Genomic DNA, 18,256 nt, shown 5'->3' on the forward strand with positions numbered 1-18,256 from the left:
ACTTGAGCAAATTAATGTCCGCCTAGATACGCCTCTCGCACTTCTGGATTCACCAACAACTCAGCCCCTGTGCCAGTCAAACGAATTTCTCCGTTTACCATCACATAGCCACGATCCGCCAGTTTCAATGCGTGGTTGGCATTTTGCTCTACCAAGAAAATTGTCATACCTGTGCTGGCCACATCCTTCAAGATTTGAAAGATTTGCTTCACGATAATAGGCGCAAGCCCCAAACTCGGCTCGTCCAACAACAACAGCTTAGGACGACTCATTAACGCCCGAGCAATGGCCAACATTTGTTGCTCACCACCAGACATGGTCGACGCCCGTTGATTGCGGCGTTCTTCCAAGCGTGGAAACAGCTCAAACATACGTTTCATGTCTTCATTCGCATACTGCATGCCGATTGGAATTGTCCCCATCAATAGGTTCTCTTCGACCGACATGCTCGGAAATATACGCCGTCCTTCTGGTGATTGAGCCAACCCATGAGACGCCACATAATGGGCAGACTTTTGCGAAATGTCTTCTCCACGGTAAATAATCTCACCGCTCGAAATACGTGGCTGGCCAAAAATAGACATCAGTAGAGTCGACTTACCGGCGCCATTGGCACCGATCATGGTGACAATTTCACCTTCATCTATCGTTAACGATACCTTTTTTAACGCTTGGATTGGACCATAATGGACATCCACCTCTTTAAATTCCATCAAGGTTGTCATAGGGTCACCTCCTCGCCTTCTTCTGCCCCGAGATAGGCGGCAATTACTTTTGGATTACTCTTGATATCATCAGGACCGCCATCGGCGATCACTTCACCATGATCAAGAACAACAATATAATCCGAAATATCCATCACCATGCCCATATCGTGCTCAATCAATAAGACGGTGGTCTTATGCTGGTCTCGCAAAACACGGATCATTTTCGTTAAGGCTTCGGTTTCCGACGGGTTTAACCCAGCGGCTGGCTCATCGAGACACACTATTTCTGGATTAGTACACATGGCTCGAGCAATTTCTAAGCGACGCTGCTGACCATAAGAAAGCTCTCCCGCTAAACGGTTCGCAAAGTCCACTAGATCAACAACGCCTAGCCAATAAAAAGCACGCTCTAGCGCTTCTTCTTCTGCGAGTTGATAGGCTTTAGTGTTCAAAATGCCGCCCAATAGGTTGCGATTGACGCGCATGTGCTGAGCCACCAATAGGTTCTCTACCACCGACATTTCTTTAAATAAACGAATGTTTTGAAAGGTTCTTGATAAACCTGCACGGTTAACCAAATGTGAGCCGCCAAACATTTTGTATTTTAAGCGCTGAAAAAACGCCACCGGTGAAATAAAGTCAGTGCCTTTAAAAGGTTCACCTAACACTTTGATCACACTGGTTTCTTTGTTGTTGGCAGACAACATGATGTTGCCTCCCGTGGCCTTATAAAAGCCTGTCAGACAGTTAAATACCGTTGTTTTACCTGCTCCATTAGGCCCAATCAAAGCCGATACTGAGCCGCGTTTTATATCAAAGGTCACATCATTAAGGGCCTTAATACCACCAAAGTGCATGACCAAGTTTTCTACTTTAAGGATGTTTTCTTGGCTCATTTAACCGCCCCTTCTCTCGCAGCAAAACCATTTCGAGTCACACGAACGAGACCGCGAGGTTTCCAAATCATCATGACCACCATCAAGATACCGAACAACAGCACTCGGAATTCGGCCACTTCCCTTAACATCTCAGGCAATACGGTCAAACAGAACGCGGCAATAACCACACCCAGTGTTGACCCCATGCCACCGAGTACAACAATCGCGAGAATCAATGCTGATTCAAAGAAAGTAAACGAGGATGGACTAACAAAGCCTTGATAAGTGGCGAAGAACACCCCAGCCAAACCGGCGGTAGAAGCGCCCAACATAAAGGCAGATAACTTAACTAAAACATGGTTTAAACCTAAAGAACGACACGCAATTTCATCTTCTCGCAGCGCTTCCCAAGCACGGCCAATGGGCATTTTAACCAAGCGATGCTTGATAAACAGAACCGCCCAAACCACAGCAAACAGCACCAAATAGATAAACATGTATTTGTAGCCAGAATCGTAGGGCAAATTAAAGAACTCATGGAAGGTCTCACCGCTTGCGGATCGCCGCTTGAACTCCAGCCCAAAGAAGGTTGGTAGTGGCGCAGAAATACCATTAGGTCCGTGGGTCAAGGACACCCAGTTGGTTAACACCAAGCGAATGATTTCACCAAAGCCCAGGGTCACAATCGCCAAATAGTCACCGTGCATCCGCAATACCGGAAAACCCAGTATGGCGCCAGCAAACGCGGCGGCTATGGCTGCAATCGGTAGCATCGACCAGAACCCTAGACCCAGATTTTCATAGCCCAAAGCCAGTGCATAAGCACCGATGGCGTAAAAACCCACAAAGCCAAGGTCCAGCAAACCCGCTAAGCCAACAACAATATTAAGGCCAAGCCCTAGTAGGACGTAAATCAAGCCTAAAATCATTACCGTTAAGATGTACTTAGACGCAATAAAGGGAATCAGAAAACCGATCACCATGACCACAGGGATTACCCAAATCATTTTGGATTTAAAATGCGGAGGATTCACCGTTACGCCATCATGGTTGCTGGCGTATTTAAAGATCATTGCCTTACCTTTTTCGGTTTGAAAATAGTAAGACATAATAAAGCGGCCAACAAAGACAACGCAGACAATCACCGCCACCCGCTGAAAGTCGATATCAAATTTATAGCCGTCAAGAACGACCCCCATAATGGGGCCAAACACCACCAACGCCATCAATGCAGCAACAACGGCATCAGTGAAGCATTGCTTATAATTCATACCTGCTGTTTGACTCATTTATACTTTCTCCACTGCTGGTTTGCCTAGAAGACCACTTGGACGAATAATCAAAATGAGCACTAACAAAGAGAAAGAGAACACGTCTTTATAATCAGAGCTCACTAGACCAGCGAACAAGGATTCAGAAAGACCTAAAATAATGCCCCCTAACATCGCCCCAGGTAAGGAACCAATGCCACCGAGCACCGCAGCCGTAAAGGCTTTAATTCCCATAATAAAACCAATATAGAAATCAAACGCGCCATAATCGAGCGTGACCAACACGCCAGCCAGCGCAGCCATCGCAGAACCAATGACAAACACAGAAGAAATAACCTTATCGGTATCAATGCCCAAGATAGAAGCCATCTTGCGGTCTTGTTGAGTCGCACGACACATGCGGCCCAGCTTTGTCTTCTGAATAATATAAGTCAGTACCGCCATACCAGTGAATGCGATCAGCAGGATCAATAATTTCATGTAGGTGATCTGGACAAATCCATCGCCAATATGGAAGCGGAAGGCACCACTTAATAGGGTAGGCACACCTTGTTGGTTAGGCCCCTGACTAAGCTGTACGTAGTTTTGCAGAATAAGAGACATACCGATCGCAGAGATCAGCACAGAAAGACGACTAGAGTTACGTAATGGTCGATAGGCAACACGCTCTATCACCCACCCATAGGCTCCGGTAATCACAATCGTAAAGATTAACGCACCAAAAATAATGAAAGGAAAAGATTGCACGCCAAAGAAAGTAAGCAGTGCGATTGAAATAGCAGTGAGATAAGCAGAAACCATGTAAACATCGCCATGGGCGAAGTTAATCATGCCAATAATGCCGTACACCATGGTGTAGCCGATCGCTATAAGCCCATAAACAGAGCCAAGAGTTAGGCCGTTGACCAACTGCTGGAGAACGATATCCATCGTATAACCTCGCGGAAATGTAAATCGAAGAACAACTCGCCGATGCACTGAACATCGGCGAGTAATGAACTAAATTAATTCAGCAATTAATCTAATTGGATGTACTTACCTTTATCATTCCACTCATACATAACATAATCCGATACGGTCAAATCGCCTTTTTTATCAAAGCTCTTTTTACCCATTACCGTATCAACAGAGTGAGCATGCAACCATTCCGCGCCTTTGATAGGATCTAAATCCGCGTGTTGTAATGCCGCTGCTGCAACCTGCAATGCCGTGTAAGAATACAGAGTATATCCTTCTGGCTCATAGCCATTTGCTTGGAACTCTTTCACGACGCTTTTGCCTGTTGGGTATGACATTGGATCAGCACCAAATGTCATCATCACGCCTTTCACATACTGTGGACCACCGGCAACGGTAACAAACTCATCAGAAACGATACCATCGCCTGACATAAAGATGGCTTTTGACCCTTGTTCACGAAGCTGGCGAACCAATGGGCCCGCTTCAGAATGCAAACCACCAAAATACACAACGTCTGCATCCACAGAACGAATCTTAGTAACGAGTGCGTTAAAGTCTTTTTCACCACGAGTTAGCCCCTCGTACATGACTTCTTTCGTACCATACGCGTTTAACGATGCTTTCATTGCATCTGCTAAACCTTTTCCGTAGGTGTCTTTATCGTGAATAATCGCCACGCGTTTTGCTTTCAATTTATCAACAATATAACTTGCTGCTACATCGCCTTGCTGGTCATCACGACCACAAACACGGAAAACATTAGGCAGGCCACGATCTGTGATCGTTGGGTTCGTTGACGCTGGTGTTACCATTAAGACACCCGCTTCAGCGTAAATATTTGAGGCAGGTTGAGTAGAAGAAGAACAGAAGTGACCAACGACCGCGACAGCGCCATCAGAGTCAACTAAACGGTTGGCAACAGACACCGCTTGTTTTGGTTCACAAGCATCATCGGCTTTCACCAACTTAATCATTTCACCATTAATACCGCCTGAGGCATTAATGTCTTTTGCCGCCTGCTCAGCCCCTTTCCATAGTTGTTCGCCAAACGCAGCATAAGCCCCTGTATGAGGACCTGCTACACCAATTACCACATCTGCTTGAGCCAGTGTCGCTGCACCTGCTACCGCAATAGAAATTAACGTTTTCCTTACTACCGCCTTTGACATAAGAAGAGCTCCTACTCGTTTTTTTGTTTATCGTTATTATATAAAAGCAAGAAGCGTTCCAAAAATAAGCCACCCCTAAAATGGCATATAAAATGGAACTTTATACGGAATTCCCTAAAGAATGTGCACCGCAATGTAGCAACAGACTAATATTTGAACAGTCCGTGGTCAATAGAGAAGCACTAAAATAGAAAAAATAAACTGCGAGAAGACTTTGAATAGATAAAATTAAACACTGAAAAAATACTATAGAGCGGTGTTTTATGCTCTAAGAAGGCACTTTACTAGGGGAAGGAGTTATCGTAATTAGGCGTAAAATGAGCCAGGATACAGCGCTAAACCACAGGGGGCATCGCAACGAAATGAGGACAGGAGCCAAACTTAGTGAAACATGCTTATGTGAAAATACTAACCGTTTGGACGATAAAATGAAAAGCATTTAAGTCATTAACTTAAATACTTTTCATCGAACAAATTACGGCTTCTGTGGCGTTTTATGAAGCATCTCTGTCAGAGGCACCAATTTTACGCCATCTTTTTCTAACGCCACCAAACGTTTCTTTAAATACGCCATCGTTTCTGGATAAGGATGACCAATCGCGAGGGCTTCACCGTTACGTTTTGCCAATTTGATCAAGCGTGAAAACTGCTTATCTATGGCTTTTTCCATGCGAATATTGTCTAAAAACACATCTCGACTGGTGGTTTTCAAACCATGACGTTTGGCTGTTTTTTCTGCCACACTGTGGGACGACGTCAGGCTATCAATGAAAAACAAAGAGCGCCCTTGCAGCACTTCCATGACCCAATTCATAGAGTTTTGCTGCGCTGTTAACAAGCTCCCCATGTGGTTATTTACCCCTTTAATACCGGGCAAACTGTCGATGTCTTTCACCAAGGCGGTCTTGAGTTGTTTCTCTGTCATTTTGACATACAAACCACCCGGCCCAAGCTTAAGTTCGCGTACGTTCTCCATGGGAGCATGCAGTATGGTTACACGCTGTTGGGCTTTGGCTTGCGTTGCTGTCTCATGAGCAAAAGGGGTTAACGGCAGTATGGCTAACGCCACATTTTTAGGCAAAGCCAGTGCGGATTTCATACCTTGTCGGTTGTACCCCAAATCATCAATTAAAATAGCAATTTTAGGCAACGGCTTTTTAGGCTTGGTCTGCGCGAGATGGCTTCCTTTTGGCGCTATGGGAGTGATTGGATGCCAAAATGGCGGCACCGATTTTAACGGAACAGCCAGTGTCTCACTTTCCTCTGGCGACGCCAAATCGTTAACAATAGGGCCAAGCCAATGTTCACTGGCGTCTGACCAGCTTTCTTCTTCAGCGGTTATCTCAAAATCCGATGAGGCGCTTTTCAGCACTAACGGCCCCATCATAGCAGGCTGTTCGGATGTTGCTGACTGAGCCTGATTCCCCATCAAGCCAACCAAGATAAGAGCGCACCACAGCGCGCCCTTCTTGATGTTTATTACATTCACAGTTTTGTCTCTCAAGGGTGATGATCAAAGGTCGGTAAGGTTTTTAAAATAGTCAGCGCTTGGAATAGCTGAAAATCGCTTTTCGCCAGATCGCTGAGCTTAAACTGCTCCGCTGTATTGGTTCTGTCCGCGCCACCAGTGCCATTACTAAGATGACCTTTAAGCTCCGCTTCTTTCACCACAAAATGATCTTTATTAAGCGTTAAGGTCGCTTCGGGGACCACCAAATCAGGCGTAATGCCTTGCGCCTGAATAGAGCGACCATTAGGTGTGTAATACAAAGCCGTGGTGAGCTTTACGGCGGCCCCATTAGACAAAGGAACCACGGTTTGCACTGAGCCTTTACCAAAGCTCTCTGTGCCCATGATCAAGCCGCGCTGATGATCTTGGAGCGCACCTGCCACAATTTCAGACGCAGACGCAGAACCATCGTTAATCAACACAACCAAAGGCGCCTTAGGTAATAACGTGTGCTTAGTCGTGGCTCTAAATTGGCTTTTAGACAGTTTATGACGCCCATCTGTGTAGACAATCATGCCTTTATCAATAAAGGTATCGACCACACCAACCGCCGCTTGCAGCACCCCACCTGGGTTATTTCTCAAGTCCAACACAACGCCATTAATTGGCTGTTCTTTTTGCAGTTTTTTAACGGCTTTATAGAACTCTGTGTCGGTATCACCTTGGAACTGCTTAATACGCAAATAAGCAATGCCTTTGCTTAACCATTTACTGGTGACACTCTCATCTTCAACCAAGCGGCGCTCTAGACTAAAGTGTTTAATCTTGCCGCCCCGCTCAATGTCTAAGGTGACCTTAGTCCCTACTTCACCACGCATTAAGTTCATCACGTCTTGAAAGCCGAGATCACTAATATAGGTGGTGCCAACTTTTACAATCACATCCCCAGGCAAGATGCCCGCTTGTTTGGCTGGTGAACCGTCAATTGGCGAAACCACGGTTAACTTGCCGTCTTTCATCTCAACTTCAACACCAACCCCGGCATAGTTGCCAGAAGTCAGGTCTTCAAAGTCTGCCACTTCGTCTTTCGTCAGGTACTCAGAATGGGGATCCAATGCCGACACCATTCCCTTTAACGCTTTATTTAAGATCTGCTGATCCGATAAATCGTCCACATACCCTTCGCGAATGGTTTCGAAGGTTTCTACAAAAGACTGTATTTGAGAAAGGGGTAACGGCGATGCATGGCTATCGACTGGCTTATCTGCGGCCATACTCTGCTGCGCAGAAAAGGCCATCAGTAACAATACTAGACCTCGCTTCAAGGGGTTCATCATATTTTTTCCTGTTGTTGTGCCATGTATACAAAAACACATTTATTGCTACTAGGGGTCAACTAGACCGTACCCAAGAGAGCGGTGTTAAAGGTGCACCATTGTGTCTAATGGCAAAAAAGAGAGCCGCGTCCGAGCGTCCACCTGAGCTGCCAACCGTCGCAACCACATCATTACTATTCACCCATTCACCCACTTCTTTTAACAGGCTCTGGTTGTAACCATAAAGAGACATATAACCATCTCCATGGTCAATAATCATTAAAAATCCGAACCCTCGTAACCAATCAGCAAACACCACTCGACCATTAAAAATAGCGTGTACCTGTGTGCCTTCTTTGGCCTCAAGGGTCACTCCGCCAAGGTTTACCTTGCCGTCAGTGGGCAAACGTACGAGTTTTCTTAATGGGCTTACTAGCTTGCCCTTCTGTGATGAGAAAGGCACGTCTTGGTCTGGCAGTTTCACATCTGCCAATGCTTCTTCTAGGCGCTTCAGCATTTCTTTAAGATCTTGTTGGTTTTGCGCCAAACGCTGAGAACGCTGATTGCCTTTTGCTAAATCTTTATCCAACTTAGCCAATAGGGCGCGACGCGCGGTTTTCTCTTGGCTGAGTTGATTGCGTTGTTCTATTAATGAGGCTTCTTCTTGGGCTTGTTGAGCGCGTTTCTGGCGCAGGCTTTTTTCCACCAAATTGAGGTCATTCACCTCATTCGCATAGCCATTAATAAGGGATTGTCGAGCCGTTGAGAAATAACGATTGTATTGCAGCAAGCGCATCGAGGTCGCGGTGTCTGACCCATTGAGCAGCAACTTAATGCCTTCTTGCTTACCGGAACGATAAACCGCCCTTAATTGGGCGGCTATTTGTTCGTTTTGTTTTTGGATACTAAGCTGAAGAGTTTGCTGCTGCTGCTTTAGCTGGCCAAGCTGCTTTTCCCCCTTCTTCAGGCTGTCTTTCAAGTTTTGAATCTTGTTAAGCAATCCCTGAATCGCCTTCTCTTTGCCTTCTAATTCTTTTTCCACATCAGAACGCTGAGACTTTGTATCCTTCAACCAAGCATTCAGCTTTTTCAAATCTTGCTGCAATGCTTGAATTTGCTGTTTGGCTTCTTGTGGCGTTTTAGGCTCCCCTGCTGCCCAGCTCACACTGGACAACAAGAGCAATACGACACAGAACACATGACGACATAATAAAGTCATCAATGCCTCACTGGCGTGTGAGTAGACTAACGCCACTCATTTCTTCAGGTTTTTCCATGCCCATCATGTCCAACAAAGTCGGTGCGATGTCACACAAAGAACCTTCTTTAAGACCAAGACCTGGAGTGGGAGAGAAAAGTACCAAAGGAACAGGACCAATCGTATGAGAGGTCAATGGCTGAGACCCGTCATTGCTTAGCATTTGCTCAACATTACCGTGGTCTGCGGTGACCAAACATTGGCCGCCATTCACTTTCAACGCCGCCATAATTCGGCCTAAACATGCGTCTACCGCTTCGACCGCTTTCACCGCTGCATCGAAAATACCACTGTGCCCAACCATATCGCCATTCGCAAAGTTACAAATAATGGTGTCGTATTTGCCCGCTTCGATCACTTCCACCAGTTTATCTGTGACTTCTGGCGCGCTCATTTCTGGCTTCAGGTCATAGGTGGCTACATTAGGAGAGGGAATCAATTCACGATCTTCCCCATCAAACACCGCTTCTTCGCCACCATTAAAGAAAAAGGTAACGTGGGCGTATTTTTCGGTTTCCGCAATGCGCAGTTGTTTTTTACCAGACTTAGAAAGTACTTCGCCTAGGGTGTTGCTCAACGCCAATGGCGGGAAGGCCACATCGGCAGCAATGTCTGAGGCAAATTCTGTAAAGGTCACGAACGACGCGTACGCAGGGTGCGCTTTACGCTCAAAACCGGCAAATTCTTGCTCAGTAAAAGCACGGGTTAGTTGGCGCGCACGATCCGGACGGAAGTTCGCAAATACAATCGCATCGCCATCTTCAACTGGCACAGGCTCGCCAATGACGGTCGCTTTGACAAACTCATCATTTTCATCTCGCTCGTAAGCGGCTTGAATCGCTTGTTCTGCAGACTCGGCTTGGAACTGGCCTTCACCTAATACGATCGCGTCGTAGGCGGTTTGCACACGATCCCAGCGATTGTCTCGGTCCATTGCAAAATAACGACCCGTTAAGGTAGCGATTTTACCAACGCCCAATTCCGCAAGCTTGGCTTCTAATTCCATAATCGGTGTTTGTGCTGAACGCGGTGGCGTATCACGGCCATCCGTAAAGCCATGAACATAAACCGCTTTGGCGCCACGTTTAACGGCTAGCTCACACATTGCCATGATTTGCTCATGATGACTGTGCACACCACCGTTCGAAAGCAAGCCTAGAATATGCACAGCTTTGCCCGCGGTAACCGCTTTATCGACAGCATTAACCAAGGCCGTATTTTCAAAAAACGAACCATCAGAAATGGCTTTACCAATACGAGTAAAGTTTTGATAAACCACTCGACCCGCACCTAGATTCATATGGCCAACTTCAGAGTTGCCCATCTGGCCTTCTGGCAAACCAACGGCCAAACCCGATGTTTTGATTAAGGTGTGCGCGCGGTTCTCCCACAAACGATCCCAGTTAGGCGTGTTTGCTGCAGCAATGGCATTCGATTGGGAAGTTTCGCTGTAACCCCATCCATCAAGGATGAAGAGTGCGGTGGTCTTTTTATTCATGGTAATGTGTCCCGTAAATTAAACATGACGATGGTTCGATACTATCACAGGCGTGTAATTTAGTTACAGACTGACAACACTATTCCGCTTATTAATTCTCTTTATGATCGGGCTTGTTTGGCCAACAACCAATCTCGAAAAGTCACCACTTGCTCTAAATCGGCTTTGTCGGCCGGATAAGACAACAAGTATTCATGGGGGGTCGCCACTTCATCACCAAAAGGCGCAACGAGATCACCATTGTTTAGGCTGCCTTGCGCCAAGATACTCGGAATGACCGCCACGCCCATGCTGTTTTTCGCCGCTTCAATCAGCATATGAAAATGCTCAAACGAGGTGCCAGCAAAGGAGCCGCTTTCTAATCCCTGCGCCACCATCCAATCGGGCCAAGCATTAATACGCGCAGACGAGTGCAGTAAAGGGAGCTTAACCACGTCGCTGCATTGCCATTGCCCATCAGTTTGCTGGTCTTGATATTGCGCTAACAAAGCGGGAGAGCACACAGCGACGACTTTCTCTTGCATCAGCTGATGCGAGACAGCACGAGGCCAATGATCGCCACCATAGTGAAGAATGATATCGATACATTCAGGGTCGATTTTCGCCGCGTCATCGAGGGAACGAACTTTGATTTGAAACTGTGGGTACGTTTGCTGGAATTCAGCCAATTGAGGAACCAACCAATGGGAAGCAAAGGTCGGCAACGCCGAAATGGTCAACGTAGTTTTTTCGTCTTCTCTATGCAGCATGCGCAAACACGCATTCTCCATACCATCGAGTAAGGGTACGACTTCTTTGTAATAAGCCGCCCCAGTGCCAGTAAGAACTAAGCGTTTGTTTAAACGAATAAATAAGTCACGAGATAAAAACTCTTCCAGATTACGAATCTGACGACTCACAGCACTTTGAGTTAGGTGTAACTCTTGTGCCGCGCGCGTAAAGCTAAGGTGCCTAACCGACGCTTCAAAACATTTGAGCGCGGTTGACGACGGGATATATCTCCGCATTCTTTGGCCACTTCATTCTAAGGTGATAGAGGGATAAAAATATACTCTACCTTAAGCTTATTAGGCATACAAAGGAATGCCCTAAAATTGCGCATTCCTTCATTTTTATTGTCAAATCATCCGATTAAGCTAATCAAAAGCATGTGTTTTTTGGCCTAGGTGATAAGTGTGTGCGCCCACTTCGTAAAATAGACGTTTCAACTCCCGTAATGGAATATCGCGCAGCATGGTAGTGGGCACAGACAAAGCGTCTCGTTTCCCTGCAAACCACTCCGCCAGCTCTTTCCCCATCATGGTGCCCGGGCCAATACCACGACCGCTGTACCCTGCAACACTGAACAGCCCGCGCTGTAATTGCTGACAATGGGGCAGATGATCCTCACTGTAGGCAATTTTGCCACTCCACGAATACGCCCATTCCACCTTATTCAAAAACGGAAACAACTCAAACACTCGTTGAGACGCCCAATTAGATAAGGCACCGCCTTCTCCGCCCATACCACCAAAAATCAAACGCCCTTGCTGGTCAAGCCGAAAAGAACTCATCACAGTACAGGTGTCCCATACCCCTTCACCGTTCGGTAAAATCTGCGCTAGCTGAGCGGGCGTTAACGGTTGGCTGGCTAACTGGCTGTAAAAGATGGGCACAAATTTACGCGCTTGCTCCTTTACCCCATGTTCGCTGTACGCATTGGTCGCCAGGACGACTTTTTGGGCGTGAACTTCACCATCTGGCGTATTCACAATCCAGCCCTCTGACGAAGGTTGCACGCTGCTGACGGGAGAGTGATCAAACAACAAAGCCCCCTCTTTTAGGGCCGCCTTTGCCAACCCACGAGCGTAGGCTAATGGCTGAATCGTGCCGGCCCTAGGGTCGAACAATGCAGAATTAAACTTGCTTGAACCAATGCGCGCTTGGGCTTCTGCGGTGTCCAGCAATTGCACGGGCGCACCGCGCATTTGCATTTGTTCACAACGGCGCTGTAATTGCGCCAAACCAGGTTTGCCCACGCCCGCATGCAAAGTACCATGGCGTACCGCTTCGCATTGGATTTGATACTTTTCGATCAAGCTAAACACCAACTCGGGGGCGTCTGCTAAGGTGTTATATAAGGTTCGTCCCGCGTCCGCGCCTATGGTTTTATCCAGTTGATCTGGCTCCAGCCAAACCCCAGCATTCACCAAGCCCACATTACGGCCAGAACCACCAAAACCAATTTCTTGCGCTTCAATAACCGCAACAGACAAGCCTAACTGAGCAAGGTGAAGCGCCGCGGATAAACCAGTAAAACCGCCACCAACAATCGCCACCTGCACCTCGTGACGCCCTTCTAAAGGCGCTAATTTAGGGCCTTCTGGTGCACTGGCCCGCCACAAAGAATCACACACAGATTCCAGCATACTCACGACCTTAAAGCCGACGACAACGGCCTTAGAAATGGATGGATGAATAAACAACACACCTTACTTGGGTAAGGCTCACAATAAACGGCGAGCCAAACTCGCCGCGTATTGCACTATGCTCGCAACCTAGCCTTACTCAAAAACAATGCCTTGAGCCAATGGCAGATCGCCACCATAGTTAATCGTATTGGTGGTGCGACGCATGTAGTTTCTCCACGCATCCGAACCAGACTCACGACCACCGCCGGTGTCTTTTTCGCCACCAAATGCACCACCGATTTCAGCGCCAGAGGTGCCAATATTAACGTTAGCAATACCGCAATCTGAGCCTGCTGGCGACATAAACAATTCCGCTTCACGTAAACGTTCGGTGAAGACCGCAGAAGATAAGCCTTGTGGCACTTCATTTTGAATTTCAATCGCTTCTTCGAAATCACTGTACGTTAGCACGTACAAAATAGGCGCAAAGGTTTCTTCGTGAACAATAGGGGCGTCGTGAGCGATTCGTACAATGGCGGGTGCCACATAAAAACCACCCGCTGGCACGCCATCCGTTACGCGTTGTCCGCCACAAATGATTTCTCCACCTTGTTGTTTCGCGGTTTCTAACGCCGCTTGCATGCGTGCAAAGCTGCCTTCATCCACCAAGGGCCCGACTAAAGTGCCTTCTTCTAATGGGTTACCAATCGGTAATGAGGTATAAGATTTCGCCAAACGTGCTACCACGCTATCTACCACAGAGGTATGAGTAATAAGGCGACGTAAGGTTGTGCAACGTTGTCCCGCAGTACCCGCGGCGGAAAACACAATCGCCCGCAAGGCTAGATCCAAATCGGCGGAATCCGACACTATCATGGCATTATTGCCACCAAGTTCTAGTAAAGAGCGCCCTAAACGACCAGCCACAGTCGTCGCCACTGCTCGACCCATGGCCGTTGACCCTGTCGCCGACACGAGTGGGAAAGTATTGCTAGCGGCAATGGCCTCCCCTAAATCTCGACCACCTATCATCACAGACACCGCCGCTTTTGGAATGTCTGGCATATCCGCCAATACATTCTGCGCGATTTGATACATGGCCAAGGCACACAAAGGCGCCTTTTCAGACGGTTTTAATAACACAGGGTCACCACAAACCAACCCAAGCATGGTATTCCACGCCCACACGGCCATCGGGAAATTAAACGCCGTAATCACCGCAACAGGGCCTAGTGGTTGCCATTGCTCCATCATTCGATGCCCTGGACGTTCAGAAACAATCGACAAACCATGCAACATACGAGATTGACCGACCGCAAAGTCACAAACATCGATCCATTCTTGAACTTCACCCAAGGCTTCAGGAACAATCTTGCCCGCTTCTAATGAAATGACTTGAGCCAGCTCTTCTTTGTATTTACGAGCTTCTTCACCAATACGACGCACCAACTCACCACGACGTGGCGCTGGAATGGTTCGCAATACGCTAAAGGCGTCTCTTAGTTCTGCACTGACGCCTTCTAACTGTGCTGGTGTGGCATTGTTGAATTGTGACAAGCGCGCGCCGTCAATGGGGCTGTGCGCAGAAAATTCACTGCCGTCACCCAAGGCTCGTGTATTACCGGTCAACACACTGTAGAAAGTATCGCCCTGTTTTAGTTGATTAACACCCAATGTTTCTAAGCAAGTTAATGACATTCTGAACCTCTGTAATCTTGGTGAAATGACAAATAGAGAAAGCGCTGATGGTCAATTTGCCGCGCTCAAGTCTTTCCAACACCTTACTCAGCTTAGTCAATGATGAGAAATACCGTTTTCCTGAGGGAGGTCTAGTTTTTACCTATAGCCTGCTCCATACTCAGTAAAACACAGGCTTCTGAGGCTCTCTTTATGGACGTTCGATCACTTAGGTACTTCATTGCAGTTTTTGAAGAACGCAGCTTAAGCGCAGCAGCAAAACGCTGCTTTATTGCTCAGCCGTCTATTTCGGCCACCTTAGCGCAACTGGAAGAGGATTTAGACACCAAGCTGTTTGTTCGTCACTCTAAGGGAGTGGCGCCCACAGACAGTGGCACACAGCTCTACCCTCACGCTTGTCGTATGGTGAATGAATTCAGCAATCTCAAAGACATGTTCCGCCACAGTGCCAAACCTCTGGCGCTGTCCATTTCTTTGGCGCCTTTTTTATCTGGCACCTTAATCAGCCAAGTCATTAAAACCATGCTCGATGACATTCCGGGGCTGACATTAAGCTTGGTTGACGCCTCTGAAAGTGCCGACTTACGCTTTACCTGCAGCAACTACATAAACGAAGACGATGTGTTTTACCCACTTTGGGAAGACGATTACGTCATTGCTATGCCGGTTGGCTATTGGTTGGCCGATTACACCTCGCTTTCTATCAAGCAGATCGACAAACAACCTTTTGTCTCACGCACACCCTGCGATATTTTGGAATCTTGGAACTTCATTATGCAAAAGCAAGGGCTCACCACCGATGTTCGCGCACAAGTGAAAACCGAAGAATACGCACTCGATCTGGTGGCCGCAGGCTTAGGCATTTCACTGATCCCAGAACACTCATCACGCGGCCGTGGCGACATAGTATTACGCACGTTAAATGACATTGCGCTGAAACGAGTAGTCGGCCTTGCTCACAGCAAAGAACACAGTTTTCCTGCGTATGTGATCAACACTATTTTAATGACCAAAAGCAGCTTATTTAGCAAAAAAGCCCCGAAGCACCGAGACCCGCATAATTTTTTTGCATGACTAAGTGCGTTTTTACCCTTTGTCGGTGGGTCAACGCATCCAGTAAAGTCGTTATCAACCGTCATCCTATTTTTAGAGGTAAGTTATGCAAGCATCAGAATTTTTCGACTCTCTATGGCAGCAGTACATTAAGGTGACTCCTCAAGCTAACCGTATCCAAGCTTTGTTTAAAAGCCATGGAGAAAGCTTTCTTAATGACCATGTTGCGTTTCGCACCTTCGCTAACTCACCGGTTTCGTTGGCAAAATTAGAGCCTCAGCTGATCAGCATGGGCTACCAAGCTTACGGTGTTTTTCGCTTTGAGAATAAACACCTAGTGGCGCGCTGTTACAAACACCCAGAGCATGACGAATTGCCTAAGATCTTTTTGTCAGAACTACTGGTGGACGAGCTCCCTGACAATTGCCAAGCCATCATCCAGACCATGATCAAACAAATTCCGGCAGACGCTGTTCAGTCGCCAGCCGTATTTTGGTCCGGTACCTTATGGCAGCCATTGTCATTCGACGACTATCAAACACTCACCGAACACAGTGAATACGCAGCCTGGCTATCCACTATGGGGTTACAAGCGAATCACTTTACGGTGAGCATTAATCTGTTAGAAGGCTTTACCAGCATCGAACAGGTGAACCAATTACTGTTAGACCAAGGCTATCGCCTAAATGAAGTCGGCGGTTTAGTAAAAGGCTCACCAAGTGTCTACCTCGAACAGTCTTCCACTATGGCCGACAAGATCGAATACACTTTTTCAGACGCCAAAACCAGCACCATCCCAAGTTGCTTCTATGAGTTCGCGCGTCGTCATAAGACACCAGATGGCGTCTTATTCGACAGCTTTATTGAAGGCAATGCGGATAAAATATTCGACTCAACTAACAGCAACTAACGCCTTTTTATAAAACAGGCGATGTTCCAAACGCCAGCCGACTTTTCGTTCAGTGACAGCAGGATTCTGTCACGCGAGCGGCGAAATAGTCGGCTGGCTTTTTGGTCTGTTTTGCCCGTTCTGAAGAAATCTTTTTCTGAGAATCCACATCCTCTGATAAGGAGTATGTACCCGCTAAGCTGGCCGTGTATAATGCTGGCAGTTTTTTTACAGGTCTTACCGTTATGATGATGAATCAAATTATTGAATTTGCGACTAACCACTGGGAAATGGTCGCGGTATTTTTAGCTGTCCTAGCCACATTAATTTTCTCTGAAACAAAAGGTGGCCCACAAGGATTAACCCCTTCTGCGGCAACGACTCTTATGAACACAGAAGACGCTGTGATTCTTGATATTCGTCCAGAAAAGGAATTTAAAACTGGCTTTATCACCGGCTCTTTAAACATCCCTGCGACTAAGATCAAAAGCAGTCTAGGCAAGCTTGAGAAACACAAAGATGCCCCTATTATTGTAGTATGTAAATCTGGCATTCATTCTGGCCCTAGCTCGAAAGAGTTGAAAAAAGCAGGCTTTAGTAAAGTCTTCAAACTTCAAGGCGGCATCGCTGAATGGCAGTCATCTAACCTTCCTCTAGTGAAGAAATAAGAGAGACTATTATGGCAACAGTAACCATTTACTCTAGTGACTACTGCCCGTTTTGCACTCGAGCAAAGCAGTTACTTAGCACAAAAAACGTCGCATACGATGAAATTCGTGTGGATGGACAACCTAAAAAACGCCAAGAAATGATGGAAAAAAGTGGTCGTCATACGGTTCCTCAGATTTGGATCGGTGAACAACACGTTGGCGGTTGTGACGACTTGTTTGCGTTAGAACGTGAACAAAAACTGGATGCCTTGCTTGCTCACTAAATAAAGCGGCAAAAATAGCATCCGGAAAAATAACAACGATATCGCTGTCTAGGACAGTAAATCGGAACACTCTTCATAAGAAAAAGGAATAATAATGGCTGATAATAACGAAGCGGCAGTAAACCAAGAAGAACAAGGTCCTCAGCTTTCTTTACAACGCGTATTTCTAAAAGACATTTCTTTTGAATCTCCACGCTCTCCAATGGTTTTCCAAGAAGAATGGCAACCTGAAGTGGCCATGGAATTGAACACTCGCAGTCGCCAAGTGGGTGAAAGCGTTTATGAAGTCGTGTTAGATATCACTTTGAATGTGAAAAATGCCAATGAACCTGCTTACCTTGTGCAAGTTCAACAAGGTGGATTGTTTGTCATTGCCGGTCTAGACGATCTGCAATTACACCACGCATTAGGCGCTTTCTGTCCAGCAACATTGTTCCCTTATGCACGTGAAAATGTTGATGCGACCATTGTTAAAGGCAGTTTCCCTGCCGTGATGCTAGCGCCAATCAACTTTGATGCGCTTTACTTAGAAAATCTTCAGAAACAACAAGCTGAAGCAGCCACAACACAATAACCCGTGTGCACGTTTTTTGCTTATAAAAGGAGGCCCTGTGCCTCCTTTTTTGTGGCATAGTAGTCGTTAGATGCGCTCCAACAGTAACCATTAACTTGGCGTTTACCCATCATGACGAAAAAAAAGAAAAAGCCTTGTCCATATTGCCTTAAAGCTCGCTGGCTTTTACTTTACTTAGCCTGCATGGCATTGATTGGCGTTCTTTTTATTA

The 18,256-nt window shown here is 46.7% G+C and carries 17 protein-coding genes; 5 read left to right on the top strand and 12 right to left on the bottom strand.

Annotated elements, in window-relative coordinates; all coding sequences use genetic code 11:
• Positions 1–11: 11 nt before the first annotated feature.
• The 12 genes from ACIGBN_RS12225 to ACIGBN_RS12280 form a co-directional block, all read right to left on the bottom strand.
• Positions 12–725 (bottom strand): ABC transporter ATP-binding protein, encoded by a 714-nt coding sequence (locus tag ACIGBN_RS12225; RefSeq protein WP_133002552.1) that lies wholly within the window; start codon positions 723–725, stop codon positions 12–14.
• Positions 722–1,603, bottom strand: coding sequence for an ATP-binding cassette domain-containing protein (locus tag ACIGBN_RS12230; RefSeq protein WP_341563175.1), 882 nt, complete (start codon positions 1,601–1,603; stop codon positions 722–724). Before ACIGBN_RS12230 ends, ACIGBN_RS12225 begins: the two co-directional genes overlap by 4 nt.
• On the bottom strand, positions 1,600–2,874 hold the full coding sequence (livM, locus tag ACIGBN_RS12235) for a high-affinity branched-chain amino acid ABC transporter permease LivM (protein WP_133002550.1): 1,275 nt from the start codon (positions 2,872–2,874) through the stop codon (positions 1,600–1,602). The genes ACIGBN_RS12230 and livM overlap by 4 nt, the downstream gene beginning before the upstream one ends.
• Complete coding sequence (locus ACIGBN_RS12240; RefSeq protein WP_133002549.1) at positions 2,875–3,786, bottom strand: branched-chain amino acid ABC transporter permease LivH; 912 nt, start codon at positions 3,784–3,786, stop codon at positions 2,875–2,877.
• An 86-nt stretch (positions 3,787–3,872) separates the two neighbouring features.
• Positions 3,873–4,985, bottom strand: coding sequence for a branched-chain amino acid ABC transporter substrate-binding protein (locus tag ACIGBN_RS12245; RefSeq protein ID WP_396665733.1), 1,113 nt, complete (start codon positions 4,983–4,985; stop codon positions 3,873–3,875).
• A 475-nt stretch (positions 4,986–5,460) separates the two neighbouring features.
• Entirely contained in the window at positions 5,461–6,474 is a 1,014-nt protein-coding gene (locus ACIGBN_RS12250; RefSeq protein ID WP_396665735.1) for a divergent polysaccharide deacetylase family protein, read from the bottom strand.
• Positions 6,475–6,485: 11 nt separating this feature from the next.
• Entirely contained in the window at positions 6,486–7,772 is a 1,287-nt protein-coding gene (locus tag ACIGBN_RS12255) for a S41 family peptidase (protein WP_133002547.1), read from the bottom strand.
• A gap of 55 nt (positions 7,773–7,827) precedes the next feature.
• A complete protein-coding gene (locus tag ACIGBN_RS12260) occupies positions 7,828–8,970 on the bottom strand; it encodes a murein hydrolase activator EnvC family protein (RefSeq protein WP_396665737.1) in 1,143 nt (380 codons plus the stop codon).
• A 7-nt stretch (positions 8,971–8,977) separates the two neighbouring features.
• Positions 8,978–10,507: a 2,3-bisphosphoglycerate-independent phosphoglycerate mutase gene (gene gpmI / locus ACIGBN_RS12265; protein WP_133002545.1), complete on the bottom strand. Its 1,530-nt coding sequence runs from the start codon at positions 10,505–10,507 to the stop codon at positions 8,978–8,980.
• Between the two features lie 101 nt (positions 10,508–10,608).
• Positions 10,609–11,514: a LysR substrate-binding domain-containing protein gene (locus ACIGBN_RS12270; RefSeq protein ID WP_133002544.1), complete on the bottom strand. Its 906-nt coding sequence runs from the start codon at positions 11,512–11,514 to the stop codon at positions 10,609–10,611.
• 129 nt (positions 11,515–11,643) lie between these two features.
• Positions 11,644–12,915 carry an NAD(P)/FAD-dependent oxidoreductase gene (locus ACIGBN_RS12275; RefSeq protein WP_396665740.1) on the bottom strand — a complete coding sequence of 424 codons (1,272 nt, stop codon included), beginning with the start codon at positions 12,913–12,915 and terminating at the stop codon, positions 11,644–11,646.
• Positions 12,916–13,050: 135 nt separating this feature from the next.
• Positions 13,051–14,595, bottom strand: coding sequence for an aldehyde dehydrogenase family protein (locus ACIGBN_RS12280; protein ID WP_396665742.1), 1,545 nt, complete (start codon positions 14,593–14,595; stop codon positions 13,051–13,053).
• A 192-nt stretch (positions 14,596–14,787) separates the two neighbouring features.
• Between ACIGBN_RS12280 and ACIGBN_RS12285 the strand changes: the two genes are divergently transcribed.
• The 5 genes from ACIGBN_RS12285 (at position 14,788) to secB (ending at position 18,045) form a co-directional block, all read left to right on the top strand.
• Positions 14,788–15,669, top strand: a complete 882-nt coding sequence (locus tag ACIGBN_RS12285) for a LysR family transcriptional regulator (RefSeq protein ID WP_133002541.1) — start codon at positions 14,788–14,790, stop codon at positions 15,667–15,669.
• Positions 15,670–15,754: 85 nt separating this feature from the next.
• Entirely contained in the window at positions 15,755–16,558 is an 804-nt protein-coding gene (locus ACIGBN_RS12290) for a DUF1338 domain-containing protein (protein ID WP_396665744.1), read from the top strand.
• 224 nt (positions 16,559–16,782) lie between these two features.
• Positions 16,783–17,205 (top strand): rhodanese-like domain-containing protein, encoded by a 423-nt coding sequence (locus tag ACIGBN_RS12295; RefSeq protein ID WP_243711954.1) that lies wholly within the window; start codon positions 16,783–16,785, stop codon positions 17,203–17,205.
• An 11-nt stretch (positions 17,206–17,216) separates the two neighbouring features.
• Complete coding sequence (gene grxC, locus ACIGBN_RS12300) at positions 17,217–17,471, top strand: glutaredoxin 3 (RefSeq protein WP_133002539.1); 255 nt, start codon at positions 17,217–17,219, stop codon at positions 17,469–17,471.
• 94 nt (positions 17,472–17,565) lie between these two features.
• The gene (secB, locus tag ACIGBN_RS12305) at positions 17,566–18,045 is read left to right on the top strand and encodes a protein-export chaperone SecB (RefSeq protein WP_396665747.1); all 480 of its coding nucleotides are present in this window, start codon (positions 17,566–17,568) and stop codon (positions 18,043–18,045) included.
• Positions 18,046–18,256 lie beyond the last annotated feature (211 nt).

Source organism: Marinomonas sp. NPDC078689 (assembly GCF_044542435.1).
GTDB classification, from domain to species: Bacteria; Pseudomonadota; Gammaproteobacteria; order Pseudomonadales; family Marinomonadaceae; genus Marinomonas; species Marinomonas arenicola.